The sequence below is a fragment of the Leptolyngbya sp. 7M genome, assembly GCF_018128485.1.
The window spans coordinates 3543948-3561862 of the sequence record NZ_CP070897.1 but is presented as its reverse complement, the minus strand read 5'-3'; the positions used below and the strand labels follow the sequence as shown (position 1 = coordinate 3561862).

The 17915-nt window shown below is 49.4% G+C and carries 20 protein-coding genes and 2 pseudogenes; 7 read left to right on the top strand and 15 right to left on the bottom strand.

Annotated elements, in window-relative coordinates:
* Window positions 1–325 precede the first annotated feature (325 nt).
* The gene (locus JVX88_RS17865; protein WP_211619515.1) at window positions 326–1066 is read left to right on the top strand and encodes a CBS domain-containing protein; all 741 of its coding nucleotides are present in this window, start codon (window positions 326–328) and stop codon (window positions 1064–1066) included.
* A 236-nt stretch (window positions 1067–1302) separates the two neighbouring features.
* On the opposite strand, the gene JVX88_RS17860 is transcribed toward JVX88_RS17865, so the two are convergent.
* Window positions 1303–2352, bottom strand: coding sequence for a response regulator (locus JVX88_RS17860; RefSeq protein ID WP_211619514.1), 1050 nt, complete (start codon window positions 2350–2352; stop codon window positions 1303–1305).
* 732 nt (window positions 2353–3084) lie between these two features.
* Between JVX88_RS17860 and JVX88_RS17855 the strand changes: the two genes are divergently transcribed.
* The 3 genes from JVX88_RS17855 (at window position 3085) to JVX88_RS17845 (ending at window position 4800) form a co-directional block, all read left to right on the top strand.
* Complete coding sequence (locus tag JVX88_RS17855; RefSeq protein ID WP_225931110.1) at window positions 3085–3726, top strand: pentapeptide repeat-containing protein; 642 nt, start codon at window positions 3085–3087, stop codon at window positions 3724–3726.
* Between the two features lie 119 nt (window positions 3727–3845).
* Window positions 3846–4163 (top strand): response regulator, encoded by a 318-nt coding sequence (locus JVX88_RS17850; protein WP_211619513.1) that lies wholly within the window; start codon window positions 3846–3848, stop codon window positions 4161–4163.
* Between the two features lie 49 nt (window positions 4164–4212).
* Window positions 4213–4800, top strand: coding sequence for a Uma2 family endonuclease (locus tag JVX88_RS17845; RefSeq protein WP_211619512.1), 588 nt, complete (start codon window positions 4213–4215; stop codon window positions 4798–4800).
* Window positions 4801–4965: 165 nt separating this feature from the next.
* Here the strand turns inward: JVX88_RS17845 and JVX88_RS17840 are convergent, their stop codons facing one another.
* The 7 genes and pseudogenes from JVX88_RS17840 to JVX88_RS17815 form a co-directional block, all read right to left on the bottom strand.
* Window positions 4966–5409, bottom strand: coding sequence for a GNAT family N-acetyltransferase (locus JVX88_RS17840; RefSeq protein WP_211619511.1), 444 nt, complete (start codon window positions 5407–5409; stop codon window positions 4966–4968).
* A gap of 285 nt (window positions 5410–5694) precedes the next feature.
* Entirely contained in the window at window positions 5695–6585 is an 891-nt protein-coding gene (locus JVX88_RS17835; RefSeq protein WP_225931109.1) for an NAD-binding protein, read from the bottom strand.
* A complete protein-coding gene (locus JVX88_RS38585; protein WP_225931108.1) occupies window positions 6575–7276 on the bottom strand; it encodes a hypothetical protein in 702 nt (233 codons plus the stop codon). The genes JVX88_RS17835 and JVX88_RS38585 overlap by 11 nt, the downstream gene beginning before the upstream one ends.
* Window positions 7273–7569, bottom strand: a complete 297-nt coding sequence (locus JVX88_RS17830) for a hypothetical protein (protein ID WP_211619509.1) — start codon at window positions 7567–7569, stop codon at window positions 7273–7275. Before JVX88_RS17830 ends, JVX88_RS38585 begins: the two co-directional genes overlap by 4 nt.
* Before the next feature lie 113 nt (window positions 7570–7682).
* Window positions 7683–9032, bottom strand: coding sequence for a 30S ribosomal protein S12 methylthiotransferase RimO (rimO, locus tag JVX88_RS17825; RefSeq protein WP_211619508.1), 1350 nt, complete (start codon window positions 9030–9032; stop codon window positions 7683–7685).
* A gap of 179 nt (window positions 9033–9211) precedes the next feature.
* Window positions 9212–10525, bottom strand: a complete 1314-nt coding sequence (locus JVX88_RS17820; protein WP_211619507.1) for a TonB-dependent receptor plug domain-containing protein — start codon at window positions 10523–10525, stop codon at window positions 9212–9214.
* A gap of 167 nt (window positions 10526–10692) precedes the next feature.
* Window positions 10693–10893: pseudogene (locus JVX88_RS17815) on the bottom strand (PIN domain-containing protein); the annotation flags it as partial.
* Between the two features lie 216 nt (window positions 10894–11109).
* Between JVX88_RS17815 and JVX88_RS17810 the strand changes: the two are divergent.
* Complete coding sequence (locus JVX88_RS17810) at window positions 11110–12222, top strand: transposase (protein WP_225931107.1); 1113 nt, start codon at window positions 11110–11112, stop codon at window positions 12220–12222.
* On the opposite strand, the gene JVX88_RS17805 is transcribed toward JVX88_RS17810, so the two are convergent.
* From JVX88_RS17805 to JVX88_RS17775, 7 genes are all read right to left on the bottom strand, one after another.
* A complete protein-coding gene (locus JVX88_RS17805) occupies window positions 12202–12816 on the bottom strand; it encodes a Uma2 family endonuclease (protein ID WP_211619505.1) in 615 nt (204 codons plus the stop codon). The genes JVX88_RS17810 and JVX88_RS17805 overlap by 21 nt on opposite strands.
* Window positions 12817–12934: 118 nt before the next feature.
* Window positions 12935–13612 carry a CRISPR-associated protein Cas5 gene (gene cas5, locus JVX88_RS17800; protein WP_211619504.1) on the bottom strand — a complete coding sequence of 226 codons (678 nt, stop codon included), beginning with the start codon at window positions 13610–13612 and terminating at the stop codon, window positions 12935–12937.
* Between the two features lie 17 nt (window positions 13613–13629).
* Entirely contained in the window at window positions 13630–13890 is a 261-nt protein-coding gene (locus tag JVX88_RS17795; RefSeq protein WP_211619503.1) for a type II toxin-antitoxin system RelE family toxin, read from the bottom strand.
* Window positions 13887–14123 (bottom strand): hypothetical protein, encoded by a 237-nt coding sequence (locus JVX88_RS17790; RefSeq protein WP_211619502.1) that lies wholly within the window; start codon window positions 14121–14123, stop codon window positions 13887–13889. The genes JVX88_RS17795 and JVX88_RS17790 overlap by 4 nt, the downstream gene beginning before the upstream one ends.
* A gap of 16 nt (window positions 14124–14139) precedes the next feature.
* A complete protein-coding gene (cas7i, locus tag JVX88_RS17785; RefSeq protein ID WP_211619501.1) occupies window positions 14140–15000 on the bottom strand; it encodes a type I-B CRISPR-associated protein Cas7/Cst2/DevR in 861 nt (286 codons plus the stop codon).
* Between the two features lie 131 nt (window positions 15001–15131).
* Complete coding sequence (locus JVX88_RS17780; protein WP_211619500.1) at window positions 15132–15737, bottom strand: tetratricopeptide repeat protein; 606 nt, start codon at window positions 15735–15737, stop codon at window positions 15132–15134.
* 5 nt (window positions 15738–15742) lie between these two features.
* The gene (locus JVX88_RS17775) at window positions 15743–15970 is read right to left on the bottom strand and encodes a hypothetical protein (protein ID WP_211619499.1); all 228 of its coding nucleotides are present in this window, start codon (window positions 15968–15970) and stop codon (window positions 15743–15745) included.
* Window positions 15971–16187: 217 nt separating this feature from the next.
* On the opposite strand from JVX88_RS17775, the gene JVX88_RS17770 reads away from it, so the two are divergent.
* On the top strand, window positions 16188–16499 hold the full coding sequence (locus tag JVX88_RS17770) for an ATP-dependent Clp protease adaptor ClpS (protein ID WP_211619498.1): 312 nt from the start codon (window positions 16188–16190) through the stop codon (window positions 16497–16499).
* 98 nt (window positions 16500–16597) lie between these two features.
* Window positions 16598–17884: pseudogene (locus tag JVX88_RS38580) on the top strand (class I tRNA ligase family protein); the annotation flags it as partial.
* Window positions 17885–17915 lie beyond the last annotated feature (31 nt).

The window sequence follows — 17915 nt, the reverse complement described above, 5'->3', positions numbered from 1 at the left end:
TCTCTATGGACACTCGATCTTTCCACAAGATGGACTGCATGGCCAGAAATTGGCAAAGATCTGCAGTGATGGCATCGATAACAGCGCAGGATGCCCTGGTAAAACTCATTCAATTTCTCCTTGCGTCCTTATTGATGCACTTACGGCCGCCGCGTATCTGATCGTCCCCCGAGGACCCAAGTTTCTTCTCGCATCTGGTTCTGACAGATCCCCGCCCCCGAGCTTCCTGATCTGAGAACAATAAATAATCACCGGCTGCCCCAGGAAAAACTAGCGGGCGGCAGATACGTAGAAAAGTCCCCGGACATTCAGGGGAAATGTACAAATGCGAACAAGAAATATCGAAGATATACACGGCACCATCAATCCGAATGATGCCGATCACTTACAGGAGCCCGTCCACCATTATGCCCGGACCGACTTTCCAGGCCTTGATGAATCACTCACAGTTGAAGGGGCTCTTCGCCTTATCCGGATGAAAGGGCTCGGCGAACGGATAGTCTATTTCTATGTAATCGATGCCGAAAGACATTTGAAAGGGATCTTATCAACAAGAGCACTGCTTATGTCGAAGCCGTCGGTCAGGCTCAGCGACATAATGAGTACCAACCTCGTTTCTATTCCGGCTTCCGCATCCGTGCTTGAAGCCTGCGAGATGTTCCTGGAGCACAAATTTCTTGCGTTCCCCGTAGTAGATGACGCCGGAAGAATGATCGGCGTAGTAGATGCGGGCCTCTTTACAAAAGAAACATTGAACATTGCCGAACGACATCACGTTGACGACGTCTTTCAAATGATCGGTTTCGGCATTTCACAGATAAAAGGAAAGTCGCCGTTCGGTATTTTCCGGTATCGTTTTCCGTGGCTCATCGCAACAATGGCAAGTGGAACCATCTGCGCGATCCTTACAGGTTTCTACGAAGCAACGCTTGCCGAGGCCATCGTACTCGCCTTCTTTATCACGCTAGTACTTGCGCTCGGCGAAAGCGTAAGCATTCAGTCGATGACCGTAGCGCTGCAAAATCTGCATTTCGGCACGCGTCTTTGGCATTGTCCACATCAATAACGCGATAGCCACCCTGTTGAAGGTAATGGCTGAGTAGCTGGCGTTCAGAGGGAGTATCCTCCACGACTAAAACAGTGCTCATACGCAGTGCTCTCTGTGAAATAGAATTTTGAATATTGAGTTGGAGAAATAGCGCAAATACACGAAATGTACGTGAAAGGTTCAGATGGATAACTAAGCAAACATGTTTAGCTAAACCACTCAGTTTGAAAGGTCCAACCTGCTAGCGCCTATTTTCAGGTCAGGTGTTTGAATACCATCTTCACCAAATCTGGCTGGGTGAATGGCTTCGTCAAATATCCTGAGGCTCCCACTAGCTTGGCTTTAGCCCGATCTAGAAATCCTGTATTGCTCGTTACCATAATTACCGGCGTCTGGCGAAAGCTGGGGTGTTTGCGCAGTAAGGAACAGAGTTCATACCCATCCAGATTGGGCATCGTCACATCCAGCAAAATCAGATCGGGTTTGCTGCGGATAATCTGCATCAATGCCTTCACCGGATCGTTGATCATAATTACCGAAAAATTTTCGTCGTCTAGAAACGAGTTGATCGACTTCAAAACGGCGGGACTATCATCAATGCAGGCAATGGTGTAAGACGACTTGCTGCGAGGCAGGGTGTGAAGGCCCGTTGTCTCCTTCTCAGCAACCGGCTGGTGAACGGGGCGAATGGCGGTAGCCGACTGTTGGGCTAGAGTGGACAGGGAGTAGGGACTGGTAGGGTTGAATGAGGTGGGGCGACTTGATGGGACCGTTAGTCCAGCCGCTTGTCGTTGTCGTAACCGGCTCTGACAAAATTCCAGCAACGACGGCAGATCCAACTGACAAAAGACAGGAAGATGCTCAATCGTCAACAGCTCGTAGTCTCCTTCCGGAACCGAGAGCAGCGATTCCATCACTTCCTTCGCCAACTCTTCGATCAAAATGGCAGCTTGGGCTAAATTGAGATGGCGCTGCTCGACCAGCCAATTGATGGCTTGATAATCCCGGCAGAGGCTGGAATCTTCATTAGACAATAATTTTGGCGCTTCAAATAACAAGCGCACCTGAATCCGAATCGCACTCACCAGCGACGGAATTTGTACGCTGAGCCTGCGTAAATATCGGTCAAATCGCCCAAACGGATCGATGGAATTGCTGGCATAGAGCAGCTTGCCCTGCTTTAAGTAGACAAACCAAGAGACAACGCCACCCGAAAGATGCAAGCACCCATCCGCTTGCTGTTCAACCAACTGAGCAAACAGTTGAGGTAAGGAATAGTCTTTAGAAAATCTGTAGTGTCCCATCAAGAGCACACCTGTTCAAGCTTTGTGAAATTCTTTAAACCTTTAAACGACTTTCTAGCCTTGTCGTATTCAGGCAGAGTGTCCGGTCCCCAACTCGAAGCCTTGACCAGCGCTCAAGCTTGGGTACTTACCCTTTGCCCATCAACTTTGCATCAACCGTAAGGACTGAAACTCAGGTGAGACTGAATTCCATTTGCCATCAACTTGCCATCAACAGTCAACCGCTAAGTGCTTTTCATGCAGCTCCTCTTACATGCCCGATCTAGCTGTCGAGCCTTGGAAGACCGAGACCTAGAGCCTACCCAACACCCATCAGAGCTTTGAAATCTCAAAACTTCCTGAGACAATCGGATAAATAGCTATTAAACTCATTGAATAAGGGAATCCACACAAACAAAAGCTCAGAGGTAGCCAGAGTCGGCTAGAGGTTCAACTGACTTCCATCAACAACTTGACGCAATCCAGCGAACTATTTAGTCAAATAATATACCAAAAAGAGATTAATTCTGTAATCTTACTGAGCTTCTGTATCTTTACTCAAGACTATCAGATGTGCTCAAACTTTAAGCAACTTCATAGAAATTTCACAGTAATTGCCCCAGATTCTAGACTATACGGCTTGAAAGAGGGGTGTTATTCTGGGAAACAATGAGCAATCATATCGATACTAGGTTTTCATCCGTTTATCGGTCCCTTCCGCTCTTTTATATAGACGTAACGCAGAATTGGACAGTGAATCAACCAATCACCTGGGAACTCGCAAAGCAGCTTGCGATTCAGACTACCGCTGAACAAGTTGCCCGCCTCAGATATAGCATTACTGCTTGGAACCAGTGGCGAGCTACCAATCCCAACACGAGTGCCGAGTTGATGGGCGCTAATTTAAGTGAAGCGGACCTGAGGGGAGCGGATCTACGGGAGGCCGATTTGCGCAACGCTGACTTGAAGCGAGCGAATCTGAACGGGGCTGATTTGGTTAGCAGTTATTTGATTGGCGCAAACCTCAGCCAAGTTAACCTGAGTGGAGCTGATTTACGCGGCGCGAACCTCAGTCTTGCCAATCTGATTGGGGCCGATTTGCGGGGTGCTGATTTGCGGTTAGCTAATTTGAATGGGGCTGACCTGCGAGACGCCGACCTACGCGGCGCTGATCTGAGCTTGGCCGATCTCAGCCTAGCTAGCTTGGCTGCTGCTAATTTGATCGGGGCCGATCTGGGTGAAGCCATCTTGACTGAAACAGACTGGCGGACTGCGAAAGTCGAGCAAACGCTATTTTGCGATAACCTTGGTTTGACTGAACAAGACAGGGACTATTTATCGGCCAAAGGCGCTCTTTTCTCTAATAATTTGCGCACAATGATCGCTTCTGAATAGTGTTAGCGGTTCAACCAGAACTCAAGCAAGACGCAATCAAGACTCAACTCAGTTAGCTTGCTGCCATTAAAAAACAGGCTGACAGCGATTGCGGTTGAATCTGCCTGGTTCAGCCTGAAATGACTATGGAGCAAGCTGGAGCAACCGTTAGAGCCAGCACTTCAGCTACGGAGGCTCTCCAGCAGGTGGAGCAATTCCAGCCCCATGTTTTGCTGTCTGACATTGGCATGCCTGAGATGGATGGTTACACCCTACTTCACAAGATTCGAGAATTACTGCCCGAAGGTGGACAGATCCCCGCCATTGCCCTGACCGCCTATGCCGGAGAATTCAACCAGCAGCAGGCATTGGCCGCGGGCTTTCAGCAACACATCGCTAAACCTGTAGAACCAGATAGGCTGGTGAGGTCGATTACAATGCTGCTTAAATCCCAGTAAGAATCCGACTAAACTTAGGCACAGGTGGGTCATAGGAGATGCGATCGCGATGGTTCAATTGTTGGACAGGACCCAGGATCAGTTGATTGTCCTTCCTGGCACATGGGAAGGCTTCAAGCTGGTTCAGCAGGGATTGCAGGACTCTCCGGGTGCCAGATTAGCGTTCTACGACGGAGTGATTGAAATCCTCATGCCAGGAGAATTGCATGAGATTTTTGCTCACATTATTGGCTATCTGGTGACGACCTTTCTAACCGAAAAGGGAATTCCGTTTGTGCCTACTCGGCAGAAAGACCAGGAACGAGAGGGATTAGCGTTTGTTCAAGCTGATGAGTCCTACTGTTTGGGTCGGTCAAAACCGATTCCGGATTTATCGATTGAGGTTGTTTTCACCCGTGGTGGAATCAGTAAACTGACTCGCTATCAGGCACTTGGCGTTCCCGAAGTGTGGTTCTGGCAGGATGGCACTTTCACGCTTTATCATCTCGTTGCTGATGGCTATCATCGTATCGATCGCAGTCAGCTCCCTGGGCTGGAGGAGTTAGACATTGAGCTATTAGAACGCTGCGTCTTAATGGCGGAAACTGATGCTGCCGAAGCAATTCGTAGGTTTCGTCAGGAAATCGCTACTGTCTAATTGAACGTTTAATTGACTATCTACAGCAATCCTTGATCGGATCTGAACGGGGTGCAGGGGTTCCATCCCTGCGTGGGGGCGTTGCCCCCACATCCCCTGTTCACAATCAATTTGTGAATGCTGTAATTGAATATTCGACAACATCAGTATAATCAAACTTATCAATTAAATTAACCGTAACATGTAGTGATAGAAGGCTTCGTCTTTAACGTAGTTGCGAGACTCATACAGTCTTTGAGCCGCGATATTCGTGATTTGGGTTGCTAAGACAATTCGGACTGCGCCACTGGACCGGGCATACTGTTCTGCCACATCCATGAGTAAGTTAGCAACTCCCTGTTTACGGTAATTCTCTACCACAAACAGGTCATTCAAAATCCAAACCCGCTGCATCGATACCGAGGAAAAGCTAGGATACAGTTGAGTAAATCCGACCATGCTCTGATTATCCATAGCCACAAAAATGGCAGAATCTCGCTGCTTGAACCGTTCACCCAGGAATTGCTTAGCAGCAGCAAGATCAGAAGCCTGATTGTAGAAAACCCGATACTGATCAAACAGGACAGCCAGATGGTCAATGTGTTCAGCTTGAGCCAGCAAGATGTTCATCACAGAAACTTCTCCATCACGTAGTTGATAAACGGCATTTTTGTCGCTGACTCCATCTGTGGTAATGCTGGAAAATATTCTACCTGACAGCAACTGGATGCGATGGAGCTAATCGCACTCACGCTAAAGATCTAGGATCAGCTGGCGATTGCCCACCTCGAAACAGGAGTGGAGCTAGAAGATCGCCTCAACTATGATGAGCCTTCTCCCTGGTATGCGCCGGTGCGCCAAATGCTCGGAGCTGTGCTGCTACAGGCAGCTCGTCCCGCGGCGACAGAGCAAAATTTATTGACTCTCTTGTTGCTGCGCCAACAGATCCCAGGCTCGATCCAGCTCATGGACCATTTCTTGTTCATCGGATTGCAGAATTTGCTCTAGATCTTCAGTCAACTGTCGCGATCGAGCCATCAACGCTGAATCATCTTCCGCCATCGCCGCCATGTCTTGCAGGGCTTCCTCATCGTGATGCCGAAAGGTCTGAGCGGCCCGATGCGCCCGGTAGGAGCGAACCCCCAGCAGCTTGAGGGCTTCAACTCCCATATCCAAGGCTGAGCTAAACGTTTCTCGCTGAATTACATCTACCTCACGTCGAATCAGCTCATAGGCATGGCGTCGGTCAATCGCCCGCGCCAGAAGTTTCAGGTCAGGAAAGTGCTTCCGGGCCAAATCCACCATCTCCAGGATTTTCTCGCTATCGTCAATCGCGATCACCAGCAGCTTGGCTTGGTCAGCACCGGCGGCATAGAGCAAATCGATCCGCGAGGCATCGCCGTAAAACACCTTCCAACCAAACCGGCGCAGCAGTTCAATCTGGGCGGGATTGTGTTCCAGCACCGTAATCGAACAGCCATTCGCCAGCAGCAACCGGCCGACAATCTGTCCAAATCGACCAAACCCAGCAATGATGACTGGATTTTCGTTGTCGTCAATCTCATCGGCCTCCCGCTCGTCGGACGCAGTCGCAAAGCGCGGTTCGATCAGTCGGTCGTAGGCAATCATGAACAGCGGCGACAGCAGCATCGAGAGGGCCACCACCGCAATCAAAATTCCGGCCAGATTTTCCGATAGCACATTGCTCTGAGCCGCAAAGGAAAACAAGACAAAGGCGAATTCATCCCCCTGAACCAGAGCAAAGGCAAACAAAATACTTTGGCTCAGCCCCAGTCTAAACAGCATGCCTAGCCCAATCAACAGCCCAGATTTGAAAAGCGAGACACCGATAATTAGCCCCACAATCAGCAGCGGTTGTCCCAGAACCAGGCCCCTGGAACTGCGGAGCCGGCGCATCCGGATTTACTCGCTGCTTGGCTAATTCGTCAGGTGTCCGTTTTGGCGGCGGGTTCAGATTTACCGGCACAACGCCCGGATTTCCGTAAAAAACTATGCTTCCCCGCACGTTCTGACGCACACTATCAAAATAGGCGGTCAGTTCTTCTTGGGTCGGGCGATCAGGGATCACCATATTAAAGGCTTTGCCTTTTACCACGCCGTTAGTGCTCGGTGTCCACGCAAGCACCTCAAAAACCAGCGAATCCTGAACAGGAGATGTAATGAAACCGTATGCACGTTCACTGGTCCAGCCCACATGGCCCCAATCCCAGGGCTCGAGTGCTGCGTTCTTTAATCCCCATTCGGTCATCTGGCGCGCTGCCCATTCGCCTGCGGCTTTGAGCTGTGGCGAACCGGTAAGCCGAGGCCCGTAAACATCTGTCAATACCTGCAGGTGCTTCATCACCTGAGAATTCTTTGTTCCTTCTTCGCGGATACGGTCGTAGACATCGCGCTGCTGTGCCGGAGCGACTGAGACCAGCAACAGAGCGACAAGAACCGTTACGGCGATAAATCGAAAATGTTTTGAGATCTTCATTCTATTCTTTGCGAATTGACTCCTCTTGGATTTTTGGGTGAAAGCTCCAGCAGGAAATGCAGATGCAGATCAGGGTAATTGCTGGGCGAAATACGCTTGTAATACTTACCAATCGTACATAAAGTTTCGTAAAAACCTAATCGCTCGATAACGAAATCGGAACTTTTGTGTATCGCTTTCGGGAAACCGTGCGTTAATATATCACCGCTGCGGAACGTTACGAATAAATTGCTGTAGTTATCGCCGGCATCTTCGGTGGCATTACCGCAAAGGCTTCTATAGTCTTTACACAAGCGCTTTCGGCATTGATCGCATTCGCCTTGGTTTACATTAGTTCGGACGGAAAAGTCTCAGAATAAATTGCAGCCAAATTCAGCATCGGGTAGGTAATGAACCTTTCTTGAGATCAAATGATCTCTCCGATCAGATCATATTCATAAGCTTCGGTGATGCGCACGTTATATATCTCACCGATCTGCGGATCAAGGCCTTCGGGAACATCGTTTATTAGAATGTAGCCGTCGATCTCCTGTGCCTGTCCTTCAGATCTTCCCTGGAAAAGAAGGTCAGATTCTTGCGAAAGCCCTTCGAACATCACGGGAAATACTCTCCCGATCTTCGACCGATTCAATTGACGGCTTATCTTAGCCTGTTCCTTCATCAAACGGTCGCGCCGCTTTTTAGCGACTTTCGGATCGACCTTGTTTGGGAGATCAAAGGCGGGTGTTCCCTCTTCATCAGAATAGGTAAAGACACCGACATTATCGAACCGGCAGTTCCGGACAAACGTCAAAAGCTCTTCAAAATCCTCGTCGGTCTCGCCGGGGAAGCCCGTTATGAACGTAGTGCGGATGGTGATCCCAGGCACACGTTCACGAACACGACCGATAAGCCTTTCCAGTGACTTTCGCGTCCCGCCACGTTTCATCAACTTCAGAACACTACGTGAGGCGTGCTGAAGCGGCATATCCAAATATTTCACTGCCTTCGGCGTTTCTGCGATCGCGGCAAGAAAGGCGTCAGAGATATGGGTCGGATACGCATACATAACACGCACCCATTCGAGTTCATCGATCTCACCGAGAGCTCGTATCAGAGCGGCAAGCGCATCTACCTCGCCGAGGTCTTCGCCATAGCGCGACGAATCCTGTGCGACCAATACGATCTCTTTGACACCATCTTTTGCCAAATTTCGAGCCTCTTCTATGATCGAACCAAACCGCCGAGAACGGAAAGAACCCCGCATTCCCGGAATTGAGCAAAAGGTACATGGGCGGTCGCAGCCTTCAGCGATCTTTATGAATGCAGTGTGCGAATCGGTTGCACGAATCCGAGGTGTATCCAGGTCATAAAGATATGTAGCGGTCTTATTGCCGATCGGCTTGATGGTTAGTTGTTTCGCATCAAAGTTTGCATCCGCAGCCTTTAGTATCTCGTTGACCTGAGAAGTTCCTATGAACGCATCAACCTCGGGCAGTTCTTTCACCAGCTCATCCCGATAACGTTCAACAAGACAGCCGGCGACTACAACACGTTTCGCATTACCTTCGGATTTTAGGGCGGTCGCTTCAAGTATGGCGTCTATCGATTCCTGTTTGGCGGATTCAATGAATCCGCAGGTATTCACGACAATCGTCTCTGCCTCTTCGGCGTTATTGATTATTTCCCAACCGGCCTCTTTCAACGTACCCATCATCACCTCGCTATCAACGAGGTTTTTGGGACAACCGAGACTAACAAATCCGACCTTACTCATATTCCGAAAAATTTGTCATCTGAAACAAAATTATAGATTAGCACAATGTGCCCTCTTCCACTTTGCATAATCTAATCTTCTGCTCTACACTTAACCGGCTTTATTGAACAAACTTTCAAGATTAGCATCGGAGGCGATCAGTGAAAAATCTATTCAGCACAGCAGTCGTACTCTCATTTTTACTTCTCGTCGGACTTGGATGTGAGGCCAGCTTCACAACGGCGAACATCAGCGAACTCAAGTTCGGCAAGAACGATAAGGCAGATCCTGCCGTTACAACATTTGAAACGAATGAGGATATCTACGCCGTTGCGGTCGTCTCGAACACTAGTGGAAAACATAAGCTTACCTGGCGCGTAACTTACGACGACGTTAAAGGTAAAGCTCCGGGCGAGGAGATCGGGACGAATTCGTCGGATTTCGAAGGTGCAAGCCGTTTGTGGCAAACATTTTCCTAGCCTGTAATAGGGTTCATCTAGGGGTTGCCGAGTAATTACATTAATGATTCCACCTGGCTCTAAAGCTCCAAACAAAACTGAGGCAGGTCCCCTAAGAACTTCTACTTGCTCGATTGTTTCAAAGGGGGAAGTAACAACACCAGCGTCATCACGCAGACCGTTTCGTAGTGTTTGCTGATTAAACCCGCGAATAAGTCTATTGCCAGAAGGTGAATTATAGAGTGAGAAGTTATCAACTACGCCAGCAACAGTTTCCACTGCTTGTGTTACCGTTCTCACATTGCGATCGTCCAACACCTGTCGCGGTACTACCGTGATGGATTGAGGAATATCGCGTAGTGGCGTATCGGTTCGCGTGGCTGTAGTTGCACTCGACGGGTTATAGCCTTCATCTTGCTCCCCCGTCACCACTAACTCAAGTGCTTCTGCTTCACTAACCGCAGCCGTCCCAACCGTGACCACAAACGCCAGTCCTTCAGCCGCTGTTGTTATCTCAGCGATAGGTGGTGCATTGGTTCCGGTAATCGCAACCCGCACCCGTTCTCCCGGCAATTGCGTTACATTCACCAGCGCAATTCCTTCGATTGGATTTGCCTGAGAAAATTCTTCTGCAAGGGTAGCATTGGCAATATCGGCAATCAGCGCATTCCCCACGGCGCGAGTTTCCGGCACCTCTAGGGAACCACTATCTGTTTCCAGGATTACTTGAAGTCCGGCTTCAGTCGCCTCGACTCGCACATTGGTTATTTGCACCAGTGAGGCTTCGATTTGAGCAATCCAATCTGTGATCTTTGTAGCAGGTTGCTCAAACTCACTCAATTGCGGAATTCCAATACCGGAACCAGCCCATTCAGATTCCAGCGACCAATCAGCCCCTTGCTGGTTTGCCTGCCGGTTTAACTCAGTACTCAAACCGGAAAACAGATCATTCGCTTGCTGCTCCTGCGCCCATCCAGGCAATGCCAACACCTCGACCAAACTGCCTGACAGAGCCGCTACCAACGCCAACTGCACCGGACCCGAACACTGCAACATACCCATCTCAATCACTCTCACACCAATCAAGCTACTCTGTTAGAAATCATTCTTAATAGCAATAGAGAGCAGTCTAGAGAATCGCTGTGACGGTGTCTATGCGGTAAACGGCTTTCTCTGATCCAAAAACGGCCTTTGCAGATCTGCATGCGAGTCGCCACTGCCGATTAGGAGGTCAGCACCTCACTCAGTACAACAACGGGCAAACCAGCCACGGCCCGAAACTGGCTATCGCTGGTCAAAAACAGCGTTGAACGAGCGGCTAGAGCAGTTGCAGCGTGAATGGCGTCTGGAGTTTTCAGATTAGTTGTGGCGCGTAGCTGAGCTGCTGACCGCAAAATCGGCTGATTGATGCGAATCAACTGAAAGTTGGAAGCTACAAAAGCTGTTCGTAGGCACTCGTCAAAGTCGCATTAGCTCTGCGAAGAGGAAGAACCAATGCCTCCGGCAGAATCAATTCGCTGCTCAGTAGATTGCTGCTTCAAACTTAACTCACATCTTTCACTAGTACAGATGCGCTATTTGCCTTGAGGGACAATTGATGCGAAAAAAGGGCGTGAAGTTATCAAAGTTTTCCAAGAACCGTGAAACCGATTCTCGTACACGCCCAAGCGCTAGTTTACACCCTGCTCAATCTGATGCCGACCACTGACCAAAGGGACAGCCTGCAAGCGCTGTTGGCTTTGTTCCTGGAGGCACAAGGACACCCGCTACCGCAACACAGTTCGATGAAGTCTGCTGGAGCCTTGAGCCGGTTTCTCAACCACTACCGGTGGCCGACTCGCCAATTCATCCGCACCATTCGTCAACAACTTGTTGAACAACTGCTGAGCTATAGCGGTCGGGGACGACGACCCTGGTTGCAACTCATCGTAGACCTGACAACGCTAGAAAAGTGTGGCAAGTTCAAGCAGTTTGCCCCGCTCATCAGCGTTCTGCAAGGCAAACGAGGACTGCATCTGGTGGTGCTGTACTTGGTGGTGGGGCAGTTTCGAGTGCCGTGGGGGTTTCGCGTCTGGCGTGGTAAGGGTTCCCCCAGTGCCGCTCAACTGGCCGTGCGGCTCATTGACACGCTGCCCAAAGTTCTGGTGCGAGCGTTTCGAGTCGTGGTGCTAGCCGATACTGCCTTTGGCAGTGTGCCGTTCCTCAACGCGATGCGAAAGCGTCGTTACCCGGTGATTGTCGGAGTCAGGTGTGACCGCAAGCTGGCCGATGGGCGCAAGGTGCAGGATTTGGCAACCAAAGGACAACAAGTGGTTCTCGAAGGCTTGTCGTTTCCAGTGACGATTTCCTGGCTCTACCTCAAACGCGATGGCAAGTTGGAAAAACGCTTCGTCCTCTCAACCCGCCCGCTTAAAGGCAGCACAAGTACTTGGTGGGGTCGCCGTCGCTGGAGCATTGAGGGGTTCTTCAAGACCATCAAACATCGCTTCGGCTTGCATTGCTTTGGCCAACAGACGCTGTTAGGAGTCTACCGCTGGTTCGTTCTGTGTCTGGTTAGCTTTATCCTGGCGCATTGGACTTATCTGTCTACTGGCTCCGCTCTGTTGCCTGATTGGAAACAGTCCGCTACTTCCGCTCTGCAACTGCTCTTGCCTGATGTCGCCATCTGCCTACTGCTGTCTCAGATAGAGCGCTCCCGATCTCTGTTGCAATCACGGGGACTCGATCTGCAATTAGTGAGCATGAAAACGTGATGCACTTGTACTGGTGAAAGATGTCAGATAACTCATGCCGCGATTCCAATGGGCATCGACTTGCCGACGATTACCCGATGTAACTCCGCGTCTAATCATTTCGTAGGCTAAAATCTGAACCCTCTCAACATCCAAAACCCAGTACTCAGCTACACCCAGGCTTTCATAAAGTTCGCGCTTGGCAGTACGGTCATCAACAATGCTACTTTTGGCAACTTCAATCACCAAATCTGGAGGCGGATATTGATCGAGGTCGATTACTGTTGTACTACTAGGAATGACACGGGCATTTTTTCCTAGATAATAGGAAACATCTGGCTGACATTCCTGCTTACCTGTTTTGCGATAGGTACAGTTGTCTAAACCTCTAGCAGCAATGCCTTTTAACGTCGTAAATAGACCAACTGTAAAGATAACCAGAGTATGGTCGCCGGCGTGATCACTGCCAACGGGTAACATCTCAATCCGCATCCATCCGTCTAGATAGTAACCCTTTGCCTTCTCGTAGCCCGGCTGCTCGATCTGCTGCAAATAGTCTTCCCAGGTCGCTTTCACCCAGGTATCGGTAGCGGGCAAGATTTGAGAGTCAGTCATGGCATCAACTCTACACTTGGCATGCCGGAAGATTTGCCTATAGTGTAGCAAGATAGGCTGCAAAGAGAGGAACAACGCCTAATGGCGATCAGAGGTTGAATGAATGGTGAGGCTGTGGTTAACTTGATTTCCTGCTGCGTTTGGTTTTGGTAGCTTTTGCAGGTGCTGCGGGTGGTTGAATGGATACCCAACACGCATCTGTGAATGCATCACCAGGTTCAGCAATCGAGAAGCGCTGAAATGTTCCCTGTGTCGTTTGGCGATTGATCCAAACTGGTAAACTGAGCAATCCACGCGAATCTTTCACTAGCCAACGAATAGTCCCATCCGTTTTTCGATAGGTTCGGATACCGTTGACCATTGCCCAAGATTCACCCAAGCTTAGACCACCAAAACGGGTAATTTGTTCTGGCGTAGAGAGGGCGATCGCCACTCGATCCATTAGCTTTAAGGCGGTTGATTCTTCACTAGAGTCGATCTGGACCACTGCCTGTAAATCGGTTAGCAGTTCGTGGTGATTGGGCTTGGAGAATTTGCTAGTCGGATAGGTGCCCATGTGGTCTCGGCTGAATTTGTGATGTCGCTGTTTGCGAACAATGCGAGAGATGGGCGGATCATTCCCAATCATGCCGATGGCGAGTTTCACTCCAACATGCGCCATCATGTCTATCTCACCCACCAACGACAGCAGCAATCCGTAAACTGTGGATGGTGGTGGATAGCGATAGGTTTCTTTGTAATCCCGTGCAAAGCTGCGTGGAAAGCTGGTGCAAGGGCAATCGAGATAGAGTTGCATAGTTTGATTTGTCTTGATTACTTGTAAACATCACGACGATGACCAATTTTGATGACTAGGATGACCAGCCGGTCTTCCTCAAGACGGTAAATGATACGATAGTCTCCTACTCGTATCCGCAGTCGCCCATTCCCGTTTTTTAGTTTTTTGCTGTCCGGAGGGCAAGGATCAACTGAAAGGGCGTCAAGTTTGGCCGCAATGCGTCGTTGAACATCCTGCGGGAGTTTAAACAGTTCCTTTTTGGCCGTTTTCAAAAACTCAATATGATAACGGCTCACAGGTTCAACTCCTGCTTAACGTCTTCCCAGGTGACCCGTTCTTGGTTTTCGGGATCGGCTTCTGCCAAGATTGCATCTTTCACATCCAGCAAGTCTTCTAGCTCGTCAGCGTCAATAATGACCAACTTGCCCTGAATAATTTGAGTCAGAAGCTCTTCAGTGGATAAGTTAAACTGCTGGGCTAGAGCGGCGATACCATCCAAGACTTCGCTAGAAACAGATAGGGAACTCATAGGGCAGACTCCTAAGCTAGGCAGTTTGAAGAATCGTTAGCTTTTGCTTGGCTGCCGCGATTGCTTCTTTGACTCCACGATAAACCTTTACCTCCAAAGCTGCTAACTTTTCTCCGTAGGGAGTATCGGCAACTTCCCCTGCTACGATCAGTTCGCTAGCCTTTACGTCACCCACTTCGACCAAACGAAGTAGTTTGGGGCAACCGACAGATTCACCCATGCGTTTGAAGCAGTCCATAATCCAAGGACTGGGATCGTCAGTGATACGAATTACAATCGATTCAGGACGGAAATCGTACAAAAAACGGGCATGATTGCCACCAACATGCCGCACGGCTCCGATTGCATCCAATGCCAATGCCGCTCGGTTGAGATTTTTCAAACTATCAGGCGTGAGGGCAATCGTGTACTGATAGGCGGTGCAGTGGACTTCGGTGCTGTGGATTGAGGTTTTACCTTTCTCGCCCCCCTTAGAACCAAAGGCAATATCGCCCCAGTAGGGGTCAAGACTGATAGCACGGCTGATCTCTAATGCACCACGCCGCTTGGTTGTGGCATCTTTATTGTCTTGCCCTTTCTTGGCATCCATGTAGCCGAACAAATCATCATCAATGTATTTCTCAGCGCTAAACTGCTCGCTTTTGAAGCTGTACTTATCCGTGTCTGGGTCAAAGGTGCGATTAGTAGCAGACTCATTGTGATTCTGAAAGTACTCCCGCAGTCCCCAGCGAATCGCTTCTGCACTCACAGTCGTATACTGATCGTTGCCACGAGTGATTTTTTGAAGCGTTGCCAAGGTACTGCCATCTCCTTCGCCCCGGTTATTGGCAGCAACAGCAGTGGCGGTGATAATGGTGGCAAACAAATGCGTAGACATATCATTTCTCCTTTTATAAATCAGTGGGATACATTACAGAACGTTGGCGATTTCTTCGGTTGATTCTTCGATCAGTCCTTGCTCGATTACGATCTCTTCTTCTTTGGATTTGCCTTTGTAAGTGGCGATTGCTAGTTGTAGGCAATGACCGTGTTCAAAAGGTGTTCGGTCTTGTCAAAAAATGTTATAGACCGTTCGAGACATTCGATGCCTTCCGCCGGCTTTCGCAGGAACCAATATGCCCCGGACATATCTGTGTAGAGCTTTCCGAGCATAAAGGGCGCAGAGCGGTCTCCAATTATCTTTATTCCGAGATCGAAATACTCAAGAGACTTTTCGCTATCGCCTTCCTGATGGTAGCTAAGGGCAATTTCACGGTAGGCTTCTGCCATTCCAAGCCAATCACCCGTTGCACGGTGGTCCGCGAGAGCACTTTCAGCATGATCGCGGCATATCGGGCACTCATTCAACTTGCGGTAAACGCGCGCCAGCCCCACCTCAATGCTTCCCAGAAGATGGGTGAAGCTGTTTTCTTTTGCCTTGAGTTGGGTTTCTTTAAGCAGTGTAACCGCTTTTGGATGTTCGCCGGTGTTGTTGTATGCGATAGCAAGCTGCGTTACCAGACGGATCTGGGTCTCGACGGAGAGGGGAAGGAGATTTGCTTCGTTTTCATACTCCTTTATTTCATCAAGTGATTCCTTGTAACGGCCAACGGTTTCAAGTGTGAATGAAAGCAACCGCTTCAGATTCGCAAGATCATCCTTTTCTTGGGATGCTTGGCAATAGCGTCTCGAAGGATCTCCTCTGCCTCACTTGAACGACCTTCGCGAAGTTTCTGTCCTGCTCCCGCGAACACAAGATCAAGCTCAGTTTTATCGGAGCGGGCATCCAAGGACTTAGATCCTGTGGGACTTGCATTGTTTCCGCGGTTGGCCGACCGGGGAATGTTATTGATGACACTTGCCTTCATATTGAAGAGTCCGGTCTTGGATCCGCAGGTGTCCTACAACACCTAGCCGGAGAAAGTGCAATTAGACCGAAAGTGAATACTAAGTAAACAGCGCATCCAAACATACCAAATAAGGGCGTCTAAAGTCCATCTATTTTTCAATGGCTCTTGTATTCACGAAAACCGATCGTATGTGCTTAGCGATGCAAGTCTGTGATAACCTCAAAAATGTGCAGATATGCCCGAGTTCCCAGAAAACGCTACCGACATACTTCCTGAGACCAAAACTCGCTTGGAAAAGCCGAAGCTTTTCCGTGTGCTGCTTCACAATGATGACTTTACAACTATGGATTTCGTCGTCTTCGTGCTTGAGTACGTGTTTCAGAAGCCGGAGTCAGAGGCTGTTGCGATCATGCTGAAGGTACATCGGGAAGGCATTGGCGTCGCAGGCATTTACCCGTATGACATCGCCTATATGAAGCAGCAAAAGGCGATGAATCTCGCCAAGGCACGAGAGTTTCCCTTCCTTGTGTCTATTGAGGAAGAGTAAGCCTTCTGCTCCAATTGCTGATTCAGATTTTTCCTGGTCACTGTTACAATTAAGGTTTAACCAGATCACGCGGTTCTGAAACAAACTGCAGGATATCTATGACTGATTCATTGGACCTTAAGAAAACCGTTAACCTGCCAAAAACGAATTTTTCGCAGAAAGCAAATCTTGGGCAGAGCGAGCCATTACGCCTGAAGAAATGGAAGGAATCGGGCCTTTATGAAAAGATCGCCGAAGCACGAAAGGGACGCAAGAAGTTCATCCTGCACGATGGGCCGCCGTATGCGAATGCGGATATCCACATAGGTACGGCTTTGAATAAGATACTTAAAGATTTCGTTGTCAAAACGCGTTCGATGATGGGCTACGATGCGCCCTACGTGCCCGGCTATGACTGCCACGGATTGCCGATCGAAACGCACGTTGAAAAAAAGTTAGCAGAAAAAGGTAAAAATAAAGCCGATATTCCTGTGGCATCGTTTCGTCGGATTTGCCGCGAACATGCTTCAACGGCAATGAATAATCAATCCCGTGATTTTCAGCGGCTGGGAATTCTTGGCGAGTGGGATGACCCGTATCTAACGATGTCGCCGGAATATGAATCGGCAACGGCAAGGCTCTTCGGTAAGTTCCTGGAACGTGGGTATGTATATAAAGGCCTGCGGCCGGTTTATTGGTGTATTCATGACCAAACCGCACTCGCTGAAGCCGAGGTTGAATACAAAGAACATACATCGCCCTCGATCTACGTAAAGTTTCCGCTGGTCTCTGACCCCGCCCGGATCGATCCTGCGCTTGCGGAGAGGAACCTATCTCTTGTCATCTGGACAACCACACCTTGGACACTTCCGGCGAACATGGGGCTGGCTGTACACCCGGATCTAGAGTATTCGGCGATCAGTATCGAAGACGAGGTTTACATCGTCGCAACTGAGCTCTCACGGGGATTTAGCGAAACTTGCGGATTTAAGTCAGCGAAAGAGCTTGCCAAGTTCAAAGGTTCGAAACTCAACCGACTTGAGGCAAGGCACCCTTGGCTTGATCGGATCTCGCTAATTGTGAATGGTGAACACGTTACGCTGGGCGAGGCTGATGCTGAGACAGAACTAGATGTTCGCTTTGAAAGCAGAACTTCATCAAAGGCAGGCACGGGCATCGTTCACACGGCTCCCGGCCACGGGGCGGACGATTTTCACGTTGGGAAACAATACGGCCTTGAGATCTATAATCCCGTCGATAGTGCCGGCCGATTTATCGGTGAGGTCGAACACTTCGGTGGGATGAAGATCTTTGATGCAAACCCGAAGATCGTAGAATTTCTTCGCAGCAATGGGATGCTGCTTCATTCGGAAGCTTATCAGCACCGTTATCCGCATTGCTGGCGTTGTAAGAATCCGGTCATATTTCGTGCGACCC